The sequence below is a fragment of the Flavilitoribacter nigricans DSM 23189 = NBRC 102662 genome (assembly GCF_002646595.1).
Taxonomy (GTDB): domain Bacteria; phylum Bacteroidota; class Bacteroidia; order Chitinophagales; family Saprospiraceae; genus Flavilitoribacter; species Flavilitoribacter nigricans.
In genome coordinates this window covers 137999-157537 of sequence record NZ_PDUD01000018.1, presented here as the reverse complement: position 1 = coordinate 157537, position 19539 = coordinate 137999, and the positions used below count along the sequence as shown (strand labels likewise).

The 19539-nt window shown below is 51.6% G+C and carries 10 protein-coding genes; 3 read left to right on the top strand and 7 right to left on the bottom strand.

Features of this window, described 5'->3' with window-relative positions; all coding sequences use genetic code 11:
* Positions 1-245 precede the first annotated feature (245 nt).
* Positions 246-1778: a RagB/SusD family nutrient uptake outer membrane protein gene (locus CRP01_RS11750; RefSeq protein ID WP_099150236.1), complete on the bottom strand. Its 1533-nt coding sequence runs from the start codon at positions 1776-1778 to the stop codon at positions 246-248.
* Positions 1779-1795: 17 nt separating this feature from the next.
* A complete protein-coding gene (locus CRP01_RS11745; protein ID WP_099150235.1) occupies positions 1796-4747 on the bottom strand; it encodes a SusC/RagA family TonB-linked outer membrane protein in 2952 nt (983 codons plus the stop codon).
* Positions 4748-5737: 990 nt separating this feature from the next.
* Here CRP01_RS11745 and CRP01_RS11740 point away from each other — a divergent pair.
* Positions 5738-9103 (top strand): HEAT repeat domain-containing protein, encoded by a 3366-nt coding sequence (locus tag CRP01_RS11740; protein WP_170110334.1) that lies wholly within the window; start codon positions 5738-5740, stop codon positions 9101-9103.
* A gap of 48 nt (positions 9104-9151) precedes the next feature.
* Here the strand turns inward: CRP01_RS11740 and CRP01_RS11735 are convergent, their stop codons facing one another.
* A complete protein-coding gene (locus CRP01_RS11735; RefSeq protein ID WP_099150233.1) occupies positions 9152-10036 on the bottom strand; it encodes a hypothetical protein in 885 nt (294 codons plus the stop codon).
* Between the two features lie 132 nt (positions 10037-10168).
* Here CRP01_RS11735 and CRP01_RS11730 point away from each other — a divergent pair, with 132 nt between their 5' ends.
* Positions 10169-10546 (top strand): hypothetical protein, encoded by a 378-nt coding sequence (locus tag CRP01_RS11730; protein ID WP_099150232.1) that lies wholly within the window; start codon positions 10169-10171, stop codon positions 10544-10546.
* Positions 10547-10579: 33 nt separating this feature from the next.
* Positions 10580-12292 carry an amidohydrolase family protein gene (locus CRP01_RS11725; protein ID WP_099150231.1) on the top strand — a complete coding sequence of 571 codons (1713 nt, stop codon included), beginning with the start codon at positions 10580-10582 and terminating at the stop codon, positions 12290-12292.
* Positions 12293-12345: 53 nt separating this feature from the next.
* On the opposite strand, the gene CRP01_RS11720 is transcribed toward CRP01_RS11725, so the two are convergent.
* The 4 genes from CRP01_RS11720 to CRP01_RS11705 all read right to left on the bottom strand — a co-directional run bounded on the left by CRP01_RS11720 (position 12346) and on the right by CRP01_RS11705 (position 19455).
* Positions 12346-13647, bottom strand: a complete 1302-nt coding sequence (locus tag CRP01_RS11720; RefSeq protein WP_099150466.1) for an enolase-like domain-containing protein — start codon at positions 13645-13647, stop codon at positions 12346-12348.
* Positions 13648-13809: 162 nt separating this feature from the next.
* Positions 13810-16113 (bottom strand): c-type cytochrome, encoded by a 2304-nt coding sequence (locus tag CRP01_RS11715; RefSeq protein ID WP_143473357.1) that lies wholly within the window; start codon positions 16111-16113, stop codon positions 13810-13812.
* A 1-nt stretch (position 16114) separates the two neighbouring features.
* Positions 16115-17056 (bottom strand): sugar phosphate isomerase/epimerase family protein, encoded by a 942-nt coding sequence (locus CRP01_RS11710; protein WP_099150229.1) that lies wholly within the window; start codon positions 17054-17056, stop codon positions 16115-16117.
* Positions 17057-17169: 113 nt separating this feature from the next.
* On the bottom strand, positions 17170-19455 hold the full coding sequence (locus CRP01_RS11705) for an NADP-dependent malic enzyme (protein ID WP_099150228.1): 2286 nt from the start codon (positions 19453-19455) through the stop codon (positions 17170-17172).
* Between the last annotated feature and the right edge of the window lie 84 nt (positions 19456-19539).

Here is a 19539-nt window from a genome sequence, read left to right as displayed (position 1 = left end):
CCATTTTGAGTAGTTTGATCTGACCGGTCTTCCCGTAATGGGGTATGGAAGGCTTCGAAATGGATAAGCGTAGTTTCGGGTTCGATCCGAATCGATCCCGATGAATGTAGGGTAGTAGGAGTGGTCGAAGCCAGTGCGCTCGGAAAAGGTATCCTTTGCCGATAGTCCGCCGGCGCCATTAACAGGAGAAAGTCCAAAAGATCAAACGCAGGGTGGCGTCCAGTGCCACCCTGCGCATTTATCCATTAATATCCCGGGTTCTGAGTAAGATTGGGATTGCCGTTCAACTGTGCCGTTGGAATCGGGAACAGGTTCTTGTTCGGGTCCGTAATCGTTTTTTCCCACCAGGTATTATTGAAGCGATCGTACCGAATCATGACCGTTCTGGCCTGGGCTTCGAAAGCCAGTTCTCTTTGGATCTCGTTGTAGAGGGCATCTTCCGTCAACGGATCGATCTGCTCCAGACCGGCTCTTTCCCGGATCTGGCGGATCAGTTCCACCGCTTCCCGGTTGCCGTTATCCATCCTCCAGAGGGCTTCGGCGCGCACCAGGAGGACTTCACCGTAACGCAATACCGGAAAGTCATTATCCATGGCCAGGTCGAGGCCGGTCGCAAATTCGTATTTCCCGATCCGGGCTCCGGACTGGCTGAAAGCCTTCGGCGTCAATTCGTTGATATAGGGCGTGAAGATCAGTGGCGTTCCGTCGGGATCGGGATTACCTTTGGAGTCAATCTCGATGGCCCCGTTCGGATCCTGGATCGGTTCTCCGCTAAGGGTATACTGTTGTCCGGTAATAAAGATATCCCGTCGCTTATCGTCCTCTTCGAAAGAGTTATAGAACTCCTCAAGGGCGGTGTATCCATTCCACGGACCGGTCGTAAAGCCGTAGGTCTCCTTACTCAGCGGGTGCAGGGTACGCATATGCATATTGAATGCACCGCCGCTGGAAGCAGAGTGGCTGACCACCAGGATGTTTTCCACGGAGCTCTCATTGCGGGTGATGTAATTGTCCAGATAATCCGTCTGCAGCGAGAACTGACCGCCGTCAATGACCATCTGGGCCATGTCAGCAGCTTTCTGCCACTGGGGAGTACCCGTGTAGACTTCCGCATTCAGATACATTCTGGCCAGCAGGGCCATGGCCGCCCACTTGTTGATCCTACCGTAGTTTTCCCCTTTCGGATTATCCGGAAGCGAAGGAATGATATCCAGTAATTCACTCTCAATGTAATTGTACACCTCCGTACGGGAAGCCCGTGAGGGATTCGCCTCCGCCGTTTTGAACGTCGTCACCAGGGGTACTCCGCCCCACAGATCCATGGCCGTGAAAAGGTAAAGGGCACGTACGCCGCGCAATTCATTTACCGCAGCGGTCACATCACCACTGGTAGCCTGGAACTCTTCGATCAGGCGATTGCAGGTGGAGATACCGCTGAAACACATGTTCCAGGTGTTGTTGATGAACCAGGCGTTGTTTTCCCATTCGTGGCGGTGCAGACGGGCCCAGATCCCTCCATCGTCCCAGGGGCCGAACTTGGCGGGAGCCGCGCTCGTTTCCGTGGACAATTCCTGGACCTCAAAGAGTCCGTTATTACCGTAGCTATTGCTGAGCGGACCGTAGGCCGTAAGGATAGCAGCCAGCAGGTTATCCGTCGTAGTATATTCCGTATTCGGTGTCAAATCACTGTAAATCTCTGTATCGAGATCCGTACAGGCGACGAAGCTCAAAAGCAGGAAGACAGATGCACCGGTTTTAAATTTTATTAAATGCTTCATTTCCAATTCTTTAAAGGTTAAAGCCCCAGGTTAATACCAAAAGTGAAGGTCCGGGTCCTGAAATAGGAGTTCCGGTCATCCACTCCGGGCGCAAGTACAGATCCGTAGCTGTAATGAACTTCGGGATCCACTCCGGTATATCCAGTGATCACAAAAAGGTTTTGAGCTGAGGCATAGAAGCGTAGACTCCGCACACTGGCGTTGGAAAAGTTCAGATTATAACCGAGCGTGATGTTATCCAGCTTCACAAAATCAGCTTCTTCTACGTAGTAGCTGTTCCAGTTTTCGGATTCAGTGAGTTCGGGCAGGTAGTATTTGGTCCGAACCGGGTTGTAATTATTCGCAGCAGCCGGTGATTCGTAATAGGCACGGTTGATGTTTACCAGACTGTGGCCGAATGCACCCCGGATCACGGCACTCAGATCGAAGTTGCCGAATTGTACCGAGTTGTTCCAGGATAGTTCAAAGTCCGGCAGACCGTTACCCACCACAACGGCATCATCTTCCTGACTGATCGTTCCGTCACCGTTCTGATCGGTAATGATCCGTTGGCCGTCATCGTTGAGTCCTTCGTAGAGCGGAGCCATGATATCGCCGATCGGCTGGCCTTCAGCTACCCGGATCACGTTGATACCGTTCAGGCCCGGAGGGCCCAGGTTCCCGATAAAGATCTGCTCTCTTTCGCCGTCGAGCGTAACCAGTTCGGTGTTGAAGGTGGAGAATACCAGTCCGGTATTGTAACTAAAGCTTGGCCCCTGGATCGCTGCGTAGTTCAGCGTAACCTCCAGACCGTTACTCTTCAGCTCACCAATATTGAGTAGGGTAGAGGGGAAGAAGTTCGGTGGTACCGGTACACTGATCGACTGCAGTACATCCGTGGTATTCCGAACGTAGTAATCGATAGCACCATTGATCCGGTTATCCATGAAACCGAAATCCAGACCAATATTGGTTTCTGCTTTCTGTTCCCATTTCAGGTTGGGGTTCGGGTTGGAAGCGAAGTTTACCCCCTGCAGATAGCGCTGACTGTTGAAGAAAGTCCGGGAACCGCGGGAAAGACGCGTCCGATATTCGTAATTCTGATTCGGCAGGTTGCCGGTAACACCGTAACCCACGCGTAGCTTCAACACGTCCATCGGGACATTGGCGGCCTGCACCAGGTCGACACCACCACTGATGGAGTAGAAATTACCCCAGCGGTTGTTTGGTCCGAACTTGGAAGATCCTTCCCGCCGTAATGCCAGGGAAAGGAAATACTTATTATCAAAGTTGAATATCGTCCGACCGAAGAAAGAAATTAGCCGGGATTCTTCTTTCTGACTGTTCATACCGGCCGTAGCGTCACTGCCAACGGCGGTACCGAGCCCCAGTTCGAGGGCATTGAACAGCAGATCATCCGTAATGAAGTTGGTGTTAAAGGCATTGAAGTTCTCAAATAAGAACTCCTGCCAGGAATAGCCGGCTACTGCGTTCAGGCTGAGTTTGCCGAAATTCCGCTTGAACGTACCGGTAAATTCAAACAACTCATTCTTCCGATCTTCGGTGAATTTATTCGCCCGGCCCCGCTGCCCGGAAGCAGAGGTAAACCTGGTTTTGGAACTGAAGTACTGAGACCGCAGGTCATTGGCGTACTGATGGGAGTAAAATGCTCCCAGGCTCAATCCGTTGAATAATTCATAATCGACCCGGATATTCCCGAGTAAGGTCTTAAAGATCCCCTGGTCGGTTACTTCCTGGGAAATAGCGTAGGGGTTATGGTATTCAGGGGTATTGGGTTCCCAATAGCCGTCGTCCGGATTGTTGTTATTGTAGATGGGAGCCGTGGGGTCCGCAATAATGGCAAACCGCAGCGTTTCGTAAGGCGTGAATTGCGAGTTACGTTTGGTCACACCCAGATCGAAAGACAATCTCAGTTTGTCATTCATGGCCCGCTGGGTCAGGCTCAACCGACCGTTGATCTGGTCAAAACCACTGTTGAGCGCCACACCGTTTACATCCCGGTAGTTTACGGAAACGCGGTAATTGCCACTGCCGATACTGTTGTAGGCGGAGAGGTTATAAACCTGCGTTAGCCCGTTGCGGGTCAGCATGTCCAGCCAGTTGGTTTCGCTACCATTGTCCACGCCACCGGCTTCGAGATATTGTTGCGGGGTAGAGTTCTGGACAAATTTGGCGACGTTTTCCGTAGCGACATAGGAGTTGAAGTCAATACGGGCGCCATCGCCGACCTTGGCTCTTTTGGTCGTTACAATGATCACCCCGGAAGCGCCACGGGTACCGTAGATGGCGGCAGCGGAGCCGTCCTTCAACACTTCGATCGATTCAATGTCATTCGGATCGATGGTCTGCAGCGAACCACCCAGCACACCGTCAATAACGATCAACGGCTGGGAATTGGCACCAAAAGTGGACAAACCGCGAAGACGGATGTTGAATCCGGCATTCGGGTCACCGCCCGGTTTGGCAATGGAAAGTCCCGCTACTTTACCCTGGAGCAGCTGCGCCGGGTCGTTCACATTACCCTTGTTGAAATCTTTGGCATCTACACTGGCCACTGAGTTGGTGATCTCCTTTCTTTCGGCCGTACCGTAACCGATAACCACTACTTCATCCAGTAGCTCTGATGCGGACAGCAGGCTGACATCGACCTGGGAACGTTCACCAACCGTTTCTTCCAGGTTCTGATAACCGATATAGGAAAACACAAGAACATCATCGTTCGCAGCTTCCAGCTGGTATTTTCCATCAATGTCGGTAATGGTTCCGGTAGAGGTCCCCTTGACCTGGATACTAACTCCGACCAGGGGGATGTTTTCTTCGTCTGATTGTACGGTTCCTGTAATAACGCGAGTTTGGGAAAGGAGAGCAGAACTCAGCAACAGGAGGAGTAGAGGTGTCAGGAGAAGGTGTCGGAATGCAGTTGCCGTAGCCCTGCCTGACAATGGCTTGGATTGTTTTGCTTTATTCATATCCTTGATTTAGTGAATAAACACTATAAATACAGAGGTCACTACTATTAAAAATAATAATTTGGATTCGTTCGAACCACAAAATTTTATTCTAATATCTAGCTTTCTACAAAAATATTTAAATAAGTCAAAGCCCCAAAGTTTTAAATGTGTTTTTTACATTTATTATTTCATAATATATTGAGTTCGCGACCGTTTTGCGTTCTAAATGAAGGCATTAATCTTATTTTCAGTTTTTAAAAGCAATAAGCTGGAAATCTCCGGATGGCACACCCGGAGGAGTCTGGAGCGATTTTACCCAGGGTAGGGGATGGTGATTTTTTCCGCAGGAATTTTCATCCAGTATTACTGGTAGAACTTTTTCGAAACAAGGGCTTATGGAATTTCATTCTTTTCAAAACTTCTCCAGAACTACGAATTTTCTTCAGAAATGCCCAAAAGGGGCTTATTTGGCATTTTTCACTATTCTACTTAACATAATATATATTATAGGAATCAAATACAGCAGAAAATACGGGTAGTGGCCCGGTATGACGGCAAATACAGCAGAATAAAGAAGGCTAAGTAAGGGCTATTGATTCGCTACACAGTCAAGGAACTAGATTATCTATGAGCAATGGCCTATTTTAATTCAAAGCACTTAGTCCGCACAAATTTTCCAAATTCGCCGCAATACGGCCGGAACTATACTTTTTCGGCAAAAAATAAAAACACTTCATCCTGCCTCCGGCATGAGGAAATATTCCCGATCCATTCTATCTTAGCCAAAATCAGGTGCCCTATTCCGCTCCATGTTCAGTTTATTTTAGAACAGGATTCTACTTAACATAATTATTGAGTTGCAAGAAAATGTACGCCGAATTAAACAAAAAACAAATTGTTTTATTTAGAATTTAGCTGAAACCACAACACAAGAAGTAAGCCCCCTGGGGTGATTTATTAATTTTACGGAGGCTACTCCCCTATCCAAAAATGGGAAGAAATTTCAAGATGATGAACCAACTATCGAAGTTATTTTTTGCACTCTTATTGGTCCTGACGGCCTGCAAAGAAGACAAGATCGCACCGGAAACCGTCCACGCGGAACCGGCTGATTTTGAGGAAGCTAACCAGGTGTCGGCCACTTTACCGGAAGGTTTGGCCCTCAAACTCTGGGCTCCGGGGCCGTTATTGCGTAACGCAGTCGCAATAACCTTTGACAATCAGGGAATTGCGTACGTAGCGGAAACCAATCGCCGAAAAAGTTCAGATATCGATATCCGGGCGCACCGCGACTGGATGGTCGACGAACTGCGCCTGCAGAGTCTGGAAGATACCCGGGCCCTGCACCTGGAAAAATTAGCGACCGAGCTGAGCGATCAGAATACCTGGCAGGACGATTTCAATGAAGACGGCATTCACGATTATCGCGATCTGGAGGTGCAGAGTGAATATATCCGGCGCGTATGGGACAGTGACGGCGACGGCCGGGCGGATATGTCCCAAATCTACGCCGAAGGGTTCAACGACATGCTGACGGGCGTTGCGGCCGGGATTTTAAATTACGATGACAATGTATACCTGACCGCAGCTCCGGATGTTTGGAAATTGCGGGATACTGATCAGGACGGCGTTGCCGATCAGCGGGAAAAGATCAGTCACGGCTACGGCATTCACATCGCTTACGCCGGTCACGATATGTCCGGGCTCACCATGGGCGTTGACGGTAAAATTTACTGGTCCATTGGCGATATCGGCGTCAATGTTGTCGGGCCGGACGGGAAACGCTGGGCGTATCCCAACGAGGGTGCGGTCATGCGTTGCAATCCGGATGGCAGCGATTTTGAAGTATTCGCCCACGGTCTTCGCAATCCCCAGGAACTGGCATTCGACAACTTTGGCAACCTCATCAGTGTCGACAACGATGGCGACCACCAGGGCGAGCACGAACGGTATGTACATATTGTAGAAGGATCGGATTCGGGTTGGCGGATCAACTGGCAATTCGGTAAATACGATAATCCGAACGAATCCTATAAAGTATGGATGGACGAGCAATTATCGGTTCCGCATTTTTCCGGGCAGGCTGCTTACATTACGCCTCCCCTGGCTCTGGCATACGACGGCCCGGCCGGTCTAGCATTCAATCCCGGTACTGCGCTGGAATCCAAATGGAACGATTTCTTTTTCTCTTCCCACTTTACCGCCTCGTCGGCCCGTTCCAAAATCATCGGCTTTAAGATCAAGCCAAAAGGCGCTTCCTTTGAAATTGTGGAAGAGCAGGATGTCGTTGGCGGTATTGTACCTACCGGTATTACCTTCGGCGCCGACGGTGCGCTGTACATCAACGACTGGAAGGACAGTTATGATAAAAAGCCGACCGGGCGGATCTGGCAAATGGATATCGTGAAAGAAAGAAGCCCGGAACGCATCGAAACCCAGCAATTGCTCCAATCCGGCGTGGGCAATCACAGCGTAGCCGAACTGGCTGAATTACTCGCTCATTCCGATCAGCGCGTACGGATGGCGGCTCAGTTTGAACTCGTCCGTCGCAACGAACCGGACCCACTGATCGCTACGGCGAAGACCGGCCCCAATCTTTTCGGAAGATTACACGGCATCTGGGGCGTAGGCCAATACGCCCGTCTCAACCAGAATATGGACGTGGCAGTATCTATACAGTCTCTTCTGGATGATCCGGAAGCCGAAGTACGCGCCCAGACCGCAAAGGTCATGGGTGAGGTCGGGTTTAAATCAGCCATGATCCCTCTGATCAGCCGATTGCAGGATCCTTCCCGGCGGGTTCAGTTTTTTGCCGCCGAAGCCCTCGGAAAAATTGGCGACAATGCGGCATTTGATCCATTGGTCGATCTGCTCGTAACGGTCGAAGAATCCGAAACTCATCTGCGGCACGGTATCGCCCATGCGCTTTCCCGGCTGAACCAGCCCGCTGCACTGGGCCAACTCGCCAGTCATTCTTCCCGGCAGGTCCGGCTCGGAGCGATCATGGCCCTGCGGACGCTGCGTGATCCGGCCGTTACTACATTTTTGCAGGATACAGATCCTTTAGTGCTGGCGGAAGCCGCCCGGGCGATCAACGATGATCTTTCTATTCCGGAGGCATTGCCAATTTTGGCCCAAACGCTCGCAACCACCAATTCCACCAATGAAATTTTTCTGCGCCGGGCAATCAACGCGAATTTAAGAGTTGCCGATGCAGCGAGTGCCCGGCGACTGGCCGACTATGCAAGATCTGCCAGGGCTCCGGAAGCTATGCGGGCCGATGCACTTTGGGCGCTGGGCTACTGGAGCGATCCTCCCCTACTCGACCGGGTCGACGGCCGCTACCGGGAACTAAGCGGGCACCAGTTGTCCGATGGGCAGGCTGCTTTGAAAACGACCTTTGACCAGTTACTGGATCAATCTAATGCGGCCTTGCAGGCAGCGGCCATTACCGCTGCGGGCCGTTTGGCTTATAAGCAGGGAGAAGCCAGGATCTTCACGTTTTTCAAAAATAAAGGCGCTAAACTGGACGTCAGGGCGGCTGCACTCAACGCACTGGCTGCCCTGAAAAGCGAAAATCTGGCGACAGCCCTGGATATTGCCCTGGTCGATAAAAATATGGACCTGCGTACCAATGCCCAGGACCTGTTGAGCGAAGTGGAATTACCCGAAGCGGAACTCGTAGGGAAATACGAAAAGATACTCAACAATAATACCGTTCCCGAAAAGCAACGGGCGCTGGCGAGCCTTTCCAAAATGTCGACTTCCGAGGCCGAAGCTTTACTGGAAAAATGGTGGGATAGATTTAGTCAGGGAGCGATCGATCCATCACTGCAATTTGACGTCCTGGCGGCCATTGATAACAGTAGTTTCGATGCGCTGAAAGCGAAAAGCAAGGAATACGAAGCATCAATTGACAGTACCGATGTTTTTGCGCTCTATTCGGCGACCATGTACGGCGGTGATGAACGGATGGGGCGCCGGATCTTTTTCCGGAATGAAACCGCCCAGTGTGTCCGCTGCCACGTGGTTAATGAAGGTGGAGGGGCTGTAGGGCCGGAACTGACCCATATTGCCTCCCAGCTGGATCGCAAAGACCTTCTGCTCGCTCTGGTGGCGCCTAATGACCGGATCGCTCCCGGTTACGGTACGATCCTCCTGAAATTAAAAGATGGGAAAGAAGTTGCGGGTATTCTCGAAGAAGAGACCGAATCCGCACTGAAGGTAAAGGTTGGCAATGATCCGGTCCGTAACATTGCCAAATCAGAAATACAGGAACGGGAAATGCTTCCTTCCGGCATGTTCAATATGGCCGATATCCTGGATAAAAACCAGATCAGAGATGTGATGGCTTTTCTGGTGACGCTGAAGTAGCTTCCACGGGAAGCAGTACACACGCTGTACTGCTTCCCGTTTCCCGGCTTAGAAATTACACAGGTACTTCAGCATAGCCAGCGCCGGCCGAAATCCCTGGTCCGCACTGGTTTCCAGATCGCGGCACCCTACGGCATAGCGGTTCATAAAAATAAAGGTAAGTCCGCGATTATATCGTAATTCCGGCCAGGATTCCGTACCCTGCTCAATGGCGCGGGTATAATGGTAAATAGCATCATTGGGATGGCGGTACAGTAGCTCTACATTTCCCTTCAGCATCTCCCGCAGGCTCACATCGGTTTCCGGTGTCAGGTACGGATCGACATCCTGCGGCAAATCGCCGATGTCTTCGCTCAGCTGTAAGCGGATCAGATCGAATACACCAACGGAATCCGGAGCGTAGATCAATTGATCGTATTGCGTATTAAAATAGTCCAGCTCCAACAGATCATAATCGGGCGCATTAATATCTACCCACAATACTTCGGCCACCGGCAGCGGCAGGCGTTCCGTGATCCAGGCCTGGGGGAATAATGCCAGAAAGCGGGTAGGATTCTTCAATTTATAACTCATGAGTACTTCCGTTGCCCTTTCGTTGATCAGTCTGGCCCGATTAAGAGTTGTTTCCGCTTCCGCATTTTGCCCCATAAAGGTCAGGATCTCGGCGCGGGCGACCAGCCCCGGGATCCATTCGGATTGCTGGGCCAGCGCCTTGTCGATGGCGAGCAGGGCCTCCTGCCACTCCCCTTTTCGTTTGAGCAGATCCGCTTCCGTCAAGCGTCCGACGATGTCCCGCCCGTAACTTTTGTTGGTCTCGGCCATGGTGATACTATTGGTGAAACCGACATTCGGGTCCTGGGCCTGCGCGACCGGCAGAACAAAACCGATAAAGAATAATAGAAATAATGGAAATTTGGTGTATGGGTATAACATAGCAATGACGTTTATTTATTAAATCGTCAATTTTGCTAAAGTGTTCGTTTTTAACACCTTAAGATCACTGTTCAACGCGAGGCTATACAAACGGGGCATACTGTTATCCGCTGCCCGCAAAAACTGGCGTTTATGACAACGATAAATTATCTGAGTAAACTCCTGGTCGGCATATATGCTTTCAATACAGACGCCAGAAAACGTCCGGTCAGTGGCGCCTGGATATTTCTGGCCAAGATGCAATTGTGCCTGATCCCCGCTCTCTGGTGTATTATCCTTTTGGGACGATCGGGTAATCACCTGCTTCCGGATAGCAAGATCGGGTCATTTGTATTTTTAATGTTAATTTACCCCTTCGTAAGTTATGCTGCGGCCGACAGGTCAGCGCTATTGGCGTACCTGGACCAAACTGACGATGCTGTTTTAAAGCGACACTATCGCCATTTTCTGATCATTTTAATCGGTAATTGCGTGTTATTTATGGTGGCAGCTATACTGATGAATTCGTAAAACACTGCTCTAATCATTCCCGAAAATCAAATTATGAAATACGGTTTCTCCCTTGCGTTGCTTCTGCTGGTCTCCCTGCTTTTTGGACAAGAGACTACGCTTGCCATCACGGACATCAACTATATCGATGTAGTTGAAGGCCGTGCTCTAAAAGGCTCCATCCTGATCGAAGATGGAAAGATCCGGGCTGTGGGTCCGGATATCTCCATACCCGATGGTGTTACTAAATTGAATGGCAGTGGCCAGTGGCTCATACCCGGCCTGGTGGATGCCCATATCCACCTGTTCCAATCCGGCGGACTTTACACCCGCCCGGATGCCATCAACCTCACCAAAAACCGCCCGTATGAAGAAGAGATCGCCTGGCTACAGGAACAGGCACCGGATCTGCTCAAGCGTTACCTCCGCAGCGGCATCACCACGGTGATCGATGTGGGCGGACCGATGTACAACTATACGATCCGGGATCTTTACCGGGACAGTACCCTGTATCCCAATCTATTTCTCACCGGTCCTCTGGTATCTACCTACCAGCCGGCCGCTTTTCAGATCGAGGATCCGCCCATTGTAAAGGTGAATAATAAGGAAGAAGCGATTGCTTTGGTGCAAAAGCAACTCCCCTACCAACCGGACTTCATCAAGATCTGGTACATCGCTACCCGGGAACTTTCGGCCGAGTCAACCTACGAGATCATTGAAGCGACCATAGCCGAAAGCCACAGACACGGGCTGAAAGTGGCCGTGCATGCAACGCAGCTCAATACCGCCAAACTGGCTATAAAAGCCGGAGCAGACATTTTAGTTCACAGCGTAGACGATCCGGTAGACGATGAATTCATTCGTTCGCTGGTAGAAAATGAGGTCGTGTATATTCCAACCTTGATGGTGGGTGGTCAGTACCTAAAGGCATTTGCGCAAAAACTGGATCACACCGCTGCTGATTTTGCCTACGCCAATCCCATCCCCCTCGGATCCTTACACGATCCGCAGCACTTTCCGGAAGGAAGCGTTTTCGACCGTTATGAAGCCCGCCTGCCTACGCTGGAGGCCCGGCAGGCCCGGGAAGACAGCATTATGGATGCTAACTTAGAACTGATCAGCCGTCAGTCCGTGACGATAGCCACCGGTACGGACGCCGGCAACATCGGCACCCTGCATACCTCGTCTTACTTCTCGGAAATCGACCGGATGAAAGGTGCCGGTCTTTCCAACGCACAGATCCTCGCGGCATCCACGATTAACGGGGCCAAAATACTGGATATGGGAGATGAATTGGGCAGCATCGAGACCGGCAAGATCGCCGACCTGGTGGTCCTCAACCGCAATCCACTGGAAGATATTCAGGCTATCCAGGATGTAGCTTATGTGATCAAAGCCGGTAACCTGATGCAACCGGATACCATTCTGTTGCCGACCCCGGAAGATCTGGTCCAGCAGCAACTCAATGGCTACAATGCCCGGAATATCGAGGCCTTCGTAGCTCCTTACAGCGAGGATGTGGAGTTGTACAATTTCCCGGATCAACTGATCGGAAAGGGCAAGGAGCAAATGAGGGTAAATTACTCCGGTATGTTCAAACAGATCCCCGATCTGCACTGCGAGCTGGTCAATCGCACCATTATGGGCAATACCGTAATCGATCACGAGCGGGTGACGGGATTTCCCGGCGGGCGGGTTTTACAGGCGATCGCTATCTATAAGATCGTGGATCACAAAATTGCGAAGGTGTATTTTATTTCAGAATAATTTTAGGGACGTTTGGGCTCAGCACCCAAACGTCCCTAAATCCTGTGCCTTAGCTATACGAGCCCTTTATAATATTCCGACTCCGCGAAGATGCCCCCACTTTTTCGGTTAAAGGCAGCGCCGGTATCATAAAGCCCGTCCCTGGACGGCACCCAGTCTGCATTTGGCTGGGGATGATGGCTGAGCATTTCCTCCCAGTCGCGATAATTCTGCCACCCATTGGTCTCCTGCATGCCCATATTCCAGCCGGGGAAAGCCGGCAGACGGGCCGCTACCATTTTATTCCAGTCTACCAGTATGGGATTCACCGTAAGATCAGCGCAGAAACAGGGTACATTTCGTTCGTAGGCCGCCTGGGCGATCTTCATGGTCATGCTCATCGTTTTGGCAATAGCCTTTACGGCGATGGAATTATAGCCCTGCTCGATCCTACTGATCGCATCTTCGTCCGTATGGGCGCTTTCATCAGCGGCAACGCGCGGGCCGCGGGCGGTGAGACTGCTCACCGAGTCGTGGTTGTGTTCCCCGAAAGGTTCTTCCAGTACGGCGATCTGATCGAGTGCGCCGATCTGTTCCGCGTAATCCAGGAAGCGGTGTAGAGTGTCCTGGCTTTCGTAGCGGCCGTTGGCATCAAAATAATACGGTATTTTCCCATTCGGGGAGTGGGGCGTTTCGTAGTGCCCAATGGTTTCGTGAATGCCCTTGAGAAAAGCCTTATCTTTTTCCAGCATGGTTTTCTGGTCTCCCGGCGCACCGATCTTGATCTTCATGATAAAGAAGCCCCGGTCGGCCAGGCCTTTGATAGTTTCCATAGAAGTGCCGTAGCCCAGCGCAGGTATACTGATCACTTTGTCATGACGGGCGGAAAGTCCCGGACGATATTCCGACGGTACCATATTGTCGTAGCTATCGATCCCGTTTATCGCCGCGTACAAAAGCCAGGCGGCATTATCCACCGGCACCAGCGCGTTCAGCGCGAAAGTTTTCCGTAGGCTGTTCAGGCCGGTGATCTCCTTACCGTAGGCCAGTACCTCCGGCAGGATCTCGTCCAGCATACTGATAGGATCGGAAAACGTCTGTCCTTTGATCATTTGCAGGGCCCGTTCGGTAATGGCGTACATCAGGGCATTGCCTCCGTTCTCCGAATGAGCGGCAAATACGCGGGAGTCCGACCACAGAACGTTCTGGGTACCCAGGCCGATCTTTGCCGTGCCGTTCGCCTCTTCCAGCTTGGCAATGATCTGCCAGACATTGGTCATCGCGCTCCCTTTGAAGCCAAACGGATGCCGCAGTGGTTCTCTTTCAAAGTTGGAATTGACGGCCGAGATCTGCAGTGATTTTTTGGGTTTGTTCATAGCTTTTCCGGTCTGACAGTTTAAAACAGGTAAAAAACTTAATCCGGCTGCTCCGTAGGCCGCGGTTTGGAGAAAGGAGCGACGATTTGAATTCATAGATTTTCTTATTTCTCCCGGATTGACATATCGACAAGCCGGATCATTGGTTCTTAAAAATCGCGGTCAACGCATTTTTTCATTAAGCGTATACCAGGCATCTCCACTCCATAATTTTTTGCCCGATCCACTCGTCCATTGGGGATCCAACCCAAAATAGACGACATAGCCTGTTTTCAGGCCCGGTATTCGTAGCGTTAAACGGGTCCGATCATCCGAGAATTCAGCGGAGCTGATATTTAAATCGTGCAGGTCCAGTTTAGGACCTCCGTAGGCATCCGTTGCCTCGTAATACCACTGCTGCAACTGAATGAGCTTAGCTGGATTAGCGATCTCCGGAGCTACCGCCTCGGTGAATTCAATTTCAAAACCATCACCCCGGTTGCGGATGGCCAATATTTCAAAAGGTAATTCGTCTTTAAAAACGAGTTTTTGCAATCCGAACTGGTGGCCCATATGGGCCCAGTTGCCGTTCATGCCCACACCGCCGACGTACAATGCGCCATCCGGCCCCCAGGCCATGCGGTTGATGCCCGCTTCCAAACCCTGCGTGAAACGAAATACCGCTCCCTGGTATACACCGTTGACTTGTTCCAGAAAAACGCGCTTCACACCGCCGTGGGTCACTTCACCGTGGATCATCTGTCCGCGGTAAGGCCCCTCGCTGATGAACAAGGGCTGACTGGGCGAATTCCCGATCTCATCCTGTGGCAACCACACTGCCGGTGGAGTTGCATCCAGTCCGGTAAATCGATCTCCCGCACCGAATTCACAACCGTAAAAATGGCCTTCCTGAATATGGATGATCTTACAGGCCGGTACCCACTGCCCCTGATTCTCGGCCACGAACAGTTCGCCGTCCGGACTAAACACGAGGCCATTGGGCTGCCGCAAACCGGTAGCGATCTTTTCGAACGAACCGTCCATACTCATTTTGAAAATAGTACCACGATCGGAAAGCTGCAGCTCGTGGGACATCAGTCGCATCGCCAGTCCCAATCCGCCGTAGAAATTACCGTCCCGGTATTCCAGTCCGTAAGAATATTCGTGGAAATCGGGCGTGGCTTCGAATTGATCATTGATCTGCCGGTATTCGTCGGTGATGCCGTCCCCATCCAGATCGATCAATTGGGTGAGTTCGTGTTTTTGGAGTACGAAAATATCTTTGCCGACCGTAGTAAGTCCCAGTGGTTCCGATAGCCCGCTGGCGGCCATCCGGATATCGATCTGACTGCTGTCTCCGGTTTCCAGTCCCGAGAGGGCGTAAACCGCTCCGGTAGAATCCCAGGTACTGACCAGTAGCTGGCCATCCGGTAGAAAAGCCATACCGCCGACGCGGGGCCGGAAATCCGCCGGTCGGAAATTGATCAGCTCCAGGCCCGGATGCACTCCCGCAACGGGAGTTCCAAATCCAGGTTGATCCGGGCTCATCGTTTCCGAAACGGCCTTCGGTCTGGCCGCCGCTTTGCCTTCTACTTTTGGCCGCAGCGATAAAATATACTGGACCATCCGGTTAAGATCGTTATCGCCGAGGTTCGGGTGCGGGATCATGGCTACATTCCCCCACTGGCCGGAACCACCCTTCCTGACTTTTTCGCTCAGCAGGGCTATATTCTCCTTAGTCGCTTCGTAATTGGCCGCGATCGCTTCGTAACTCGGTCCGATCTCTTTCTCCGTTTCGTGGTGGCAGGTATTACAGCCACTCCGTTCCAGCCAGTATTGACTGTTGTTGGTACTCACCGCTCTGGCCGGCGGCGGGGCCGGTGGCAGATCGCTCTCCGCCTGTACGACGATCAAAGGCTCATCTTGGGAGATCAACGCTTCATTCCGGTAAACCTGCTGACTGGGTTGAGCTGCTGTAATCTGAAAATGTCTTTCAAAAGTAGTGACGCCTTCCACTTCCCGAAAACGGGGAGCTTCCCGAACCGTCACTACATTGTCTTTACCGGCAGCCAGCTGGTATTCCAGGGTCGGACCATCTTCCAGGTCGAGAAAGGCCCGGAAGCTCAGTTTTGCCGGTTGCTTTTTGCGATTAACTTCTATCCACCATTCATCCCGCTGGCCGTCGTCTTCCCAGTAGGCAGTACCGTAACTTTCCGGTTGTACGGTTTTCATATTATTGAAGGCTGCGCCGTTCCAGAGTACGCCGCCGCGCCACACCTTGTGCAGCCGGTCGTTTTCCAGATCATAGGCAGCAAAACGATCATCGCCAAAACGCAGGCTAAGCATCCGGATCTTTTGGTCCAGAACGGACCGCCGGAAAAGGGTCATGGGAATGGCGCCCGGTTCGACCTGATCCGGTTGACAGGATACCAGTCCTACCGTCAGCACCACCAGCAAAAGAAAGGGCTTAAAACAGGCTTGTTTCACATTACGCATTTTTCCAGGTCGTTCTCGCAAATTGGACATCGCGCTTCATCGCTTCGAAAACCGCTTTTTGCTGGGTAGCACTGATGTTGCGGTCTCCGTGTTCCGCCCCGCCCAGATCGTATTCAAAATGAATAGACACCGGTACATTCAGTTCGAAGGCCTTGAGCATTTTAAAATAAGCAGCAAAATCGACCATACCTTCGCCCAGAGGGACATTGACCACCTTCCAGCTGCCATCGACTTTTTTCCAGATAAAATCCTTCAGCACGATGCAGTTGATCTTCGGACGGATCAGTTTCAGGCCGTTTTTCCAGGAAGTACCGCCTTCCACAATGGCATGACGTATATCGTATTGGCAACCCATTACATCCGGTTCCAGATCGGCCAGGAGATGCCAGATATCCCAGATGGCTGCTCCCACCCGTATACCCGCGTGGTTTTGGTAAGCGCCGGTCAGCCCCAGCATACGATTAAAGCGGCCCAGGCGTTTCATCTGTTCATTGAGTTCGGCCAGGCGTTCGGGGATGGGATCGTCATTGAAACTTACATAGCCCAGCCGGTACCACTTGATACCGGTTGCGGCAGCGGCCCGTAGCACACTACGGTGCAGTGGATCGAGCGCATTATTCACATCGCTGGCCATCATATCCGCGAGTAGTCCGGCGGATTTTATAGCTTCCACCGCCCGGGGAAGGTCGTCCCCTACCCTTTCGGGTAAGACGTGACCGTTACGACGGACGGTCAGATCGACACCATCGAAACCGATCTCCGCGGCGGCCTCCGCCATATCCGTATAGTTCAGGAATTGCAGATGTTTAGAAAAAACGTGGAGGGAAAGGTCGTGGTCAGTTTTGTCGCCCGCCAGGGGCCTGGCGAAAGGGAAAAGCGCGAAAGCTGAGGAATAAAGCGCACTTTGCTTAATGAAGTCTCGTCTGCTTGTCATCTTGATATAAATGGTTTGCTACCAAGACGAGAAAATACAGATCTATGCTTACACGTGAAAGGTTTGAGATGCTGTGATCGCTTTCCTGGCGATCACAGCATCATCAACGGCATTTAAGCGTCCTGAGCATCCACCGCTGCCATCGCGACCATGTCAACGATCTGGCGAACCGTAGCGCCCAACTGCAGCACGTGTACCGGTTTTTTCAGTCCCAGTAGAACGGGGCCCATGATATCCAGGTCAGCCGCGTGGCTGAGCAGGTTGTAAGCGATATTCGCCGAAGAAAGATTCGGGAAGATCAGGGTATTCGCCCGGTGTCCGGCCAGACGGGAGAACGGATAGAACTGTTGCAATAAGTCCGGATTCAGGGCCATGTGCACCTGCATCTCCCCGTCGACGATCCAGTCATCGTGGCGTTTGTGCAGCAGGCTGGTAGCCCGGCGCATCAATACGGCCGATTCTCCATTGGGCACCGAACCAAAGTTCGAATAGGTGATCAGGGCAATCTTGGGCTGAATATTGAATTTGCGAACGCCCTCGGCCACCAGTTCGGTGATATCCGCTACGTCTTCCGCCGTGAGGTGGTGGTTGATGGTCGTATCCGCCAGGAATAAGGGACCGAAACGGGTCATGAGGATGTGAACACTCGCTACTTTTTTTACCCCTTCCCGCGGACCGATGATCTGCAGAGCGGGCCGGATGGTGTAGGGATATTTCTTCGCCAGACCTCCGATCATGGCGTCCGCATCACCGACTTCCACCATCATGGCGCCGTAATAGCTCCGGCTGCGCATTACATCGGCAGCTTCCAGGGAGGTAACTCCTTTACGTTTGCGCTTTTCCAGGAAGATCTCACTGTACCGCTCGTGGGTACGTATTTCCGCATCATCTACCGGTTTTTGGGGATCGATGATGCGTACGCCGGGCAGGGAAATATGAAATTCTTCCATCAATGATTGGATCTTATTCCGGTTGCCGAGCAGAATAGGGATGGCGATCCGGTCTTCCAGGACCACCTGCGCCGCTTTGAGTACGGAAATATTCTCCGCGTCTACAAACACGACCCGTTTGATGTCCTGCTTGGCTTTATTCTCAATGACTTTGGAGATGGTATTATCCTGTCCCAGGCGCTTGGAAAGCTCTTCCTTGTAAGATTCCCAGTCGGTGATCTCGAATTTGGCTACGCCGGAATCCATGGCGGCTTTGGCCACCGCGGGAGCCACGGTTGTGATCAGGCGCGGATCTACCGGTTTGGGAATGATATAATCCTTGCCGAACTTCAAATTGATATCGCCGTAAGCCATATCTACAATGTCCGGCACCGGCTTTTTAGCCAGATCGGCCAGCGCATGTACGGCGGCCAGTTTCATCGCTTCGTTGATCTCCGAGGCCTGCACATCCAGGGCACCGCGGAAGATGAAGGGAAAACCCAATACATTGTTCACCTGATTGGGATAATCGGAGCGGCCGGTGGCCATGATACAGTCCGGACGGGCTTCCTTGGCGTCTTCGTAACTGATCTCCGGCGTGGGATTCGCCATCGCGAAGATGATACAATCCTCGGCCATTTCTTTTACCATGGACTGGTCGAGGACATTGCCCCGCGACAAACCGATAAATACATCAGCGCCTTCCAGGATCTTGGCCAAGGAGGTATCTGCCGGAACTTGCCCGTTGATGAATTCGGATTTTTTACCGTCCAGATTCGTGCGATCCGGGTGAATCAAACCTTTACTGTCGTACATGAAAATATTCTCCGGACTCGCACCCAGAGAGACGTAAATACGGGTGCAGGAAATAGCCGAAGCGCCCGCACCGTTGACGACGATCTTTACTTTGGAAATATCTTTTCCGACCAGTTCCAGTGCATTGAGCAGGGCAGCGCCACTGATGATGGCCGTACCGTGCTGGTCGTCGTGCATCACCGGAATATTGAGCTCTTTTTTGAGGCGCTCTTCGATCTCGAAGCAGGCAGGGGCCGAGATATCTTCCAGGTTGACCCCACCGAAGGTCGGCTCCAGTACTTTTACGGTCCGGATGAACTCATCGACGTCCTTGGTATCCAGTTCCAGGTCAAAACAATCGATATCCGCGTAGATCTTGAATAGGAGTCCTTTTCCTTCCATCACCGGCTTGCTCGCTTCGGGACCGATGTCCCCCAATCCGAGTACCGCCGTACCGTTGCTGATCACTGCGACCAGGTTGCCCTTGGCCGTATACTTGTAGGCATCACTTACATTCTGCTCAATCGCCAGACAAGGTTCGGCCACACCCGGAGAATATGCCAGCGACAGGTCGCGCTGATTGGCAGTTTCTTTTGTCGGGATCACCTCGATCTTACCGGGTCTTTCTTTCTGGTGATAATGTAACGCTTCTTCCTTAAGCGAATTCTTACTCATGGTTCTATTTTTTTAGGAAGTGCAAGTTTCGAAATTTAATCAGAGCTTATCCGCTTTTTTACAAATAATTTTCGGATAATTATC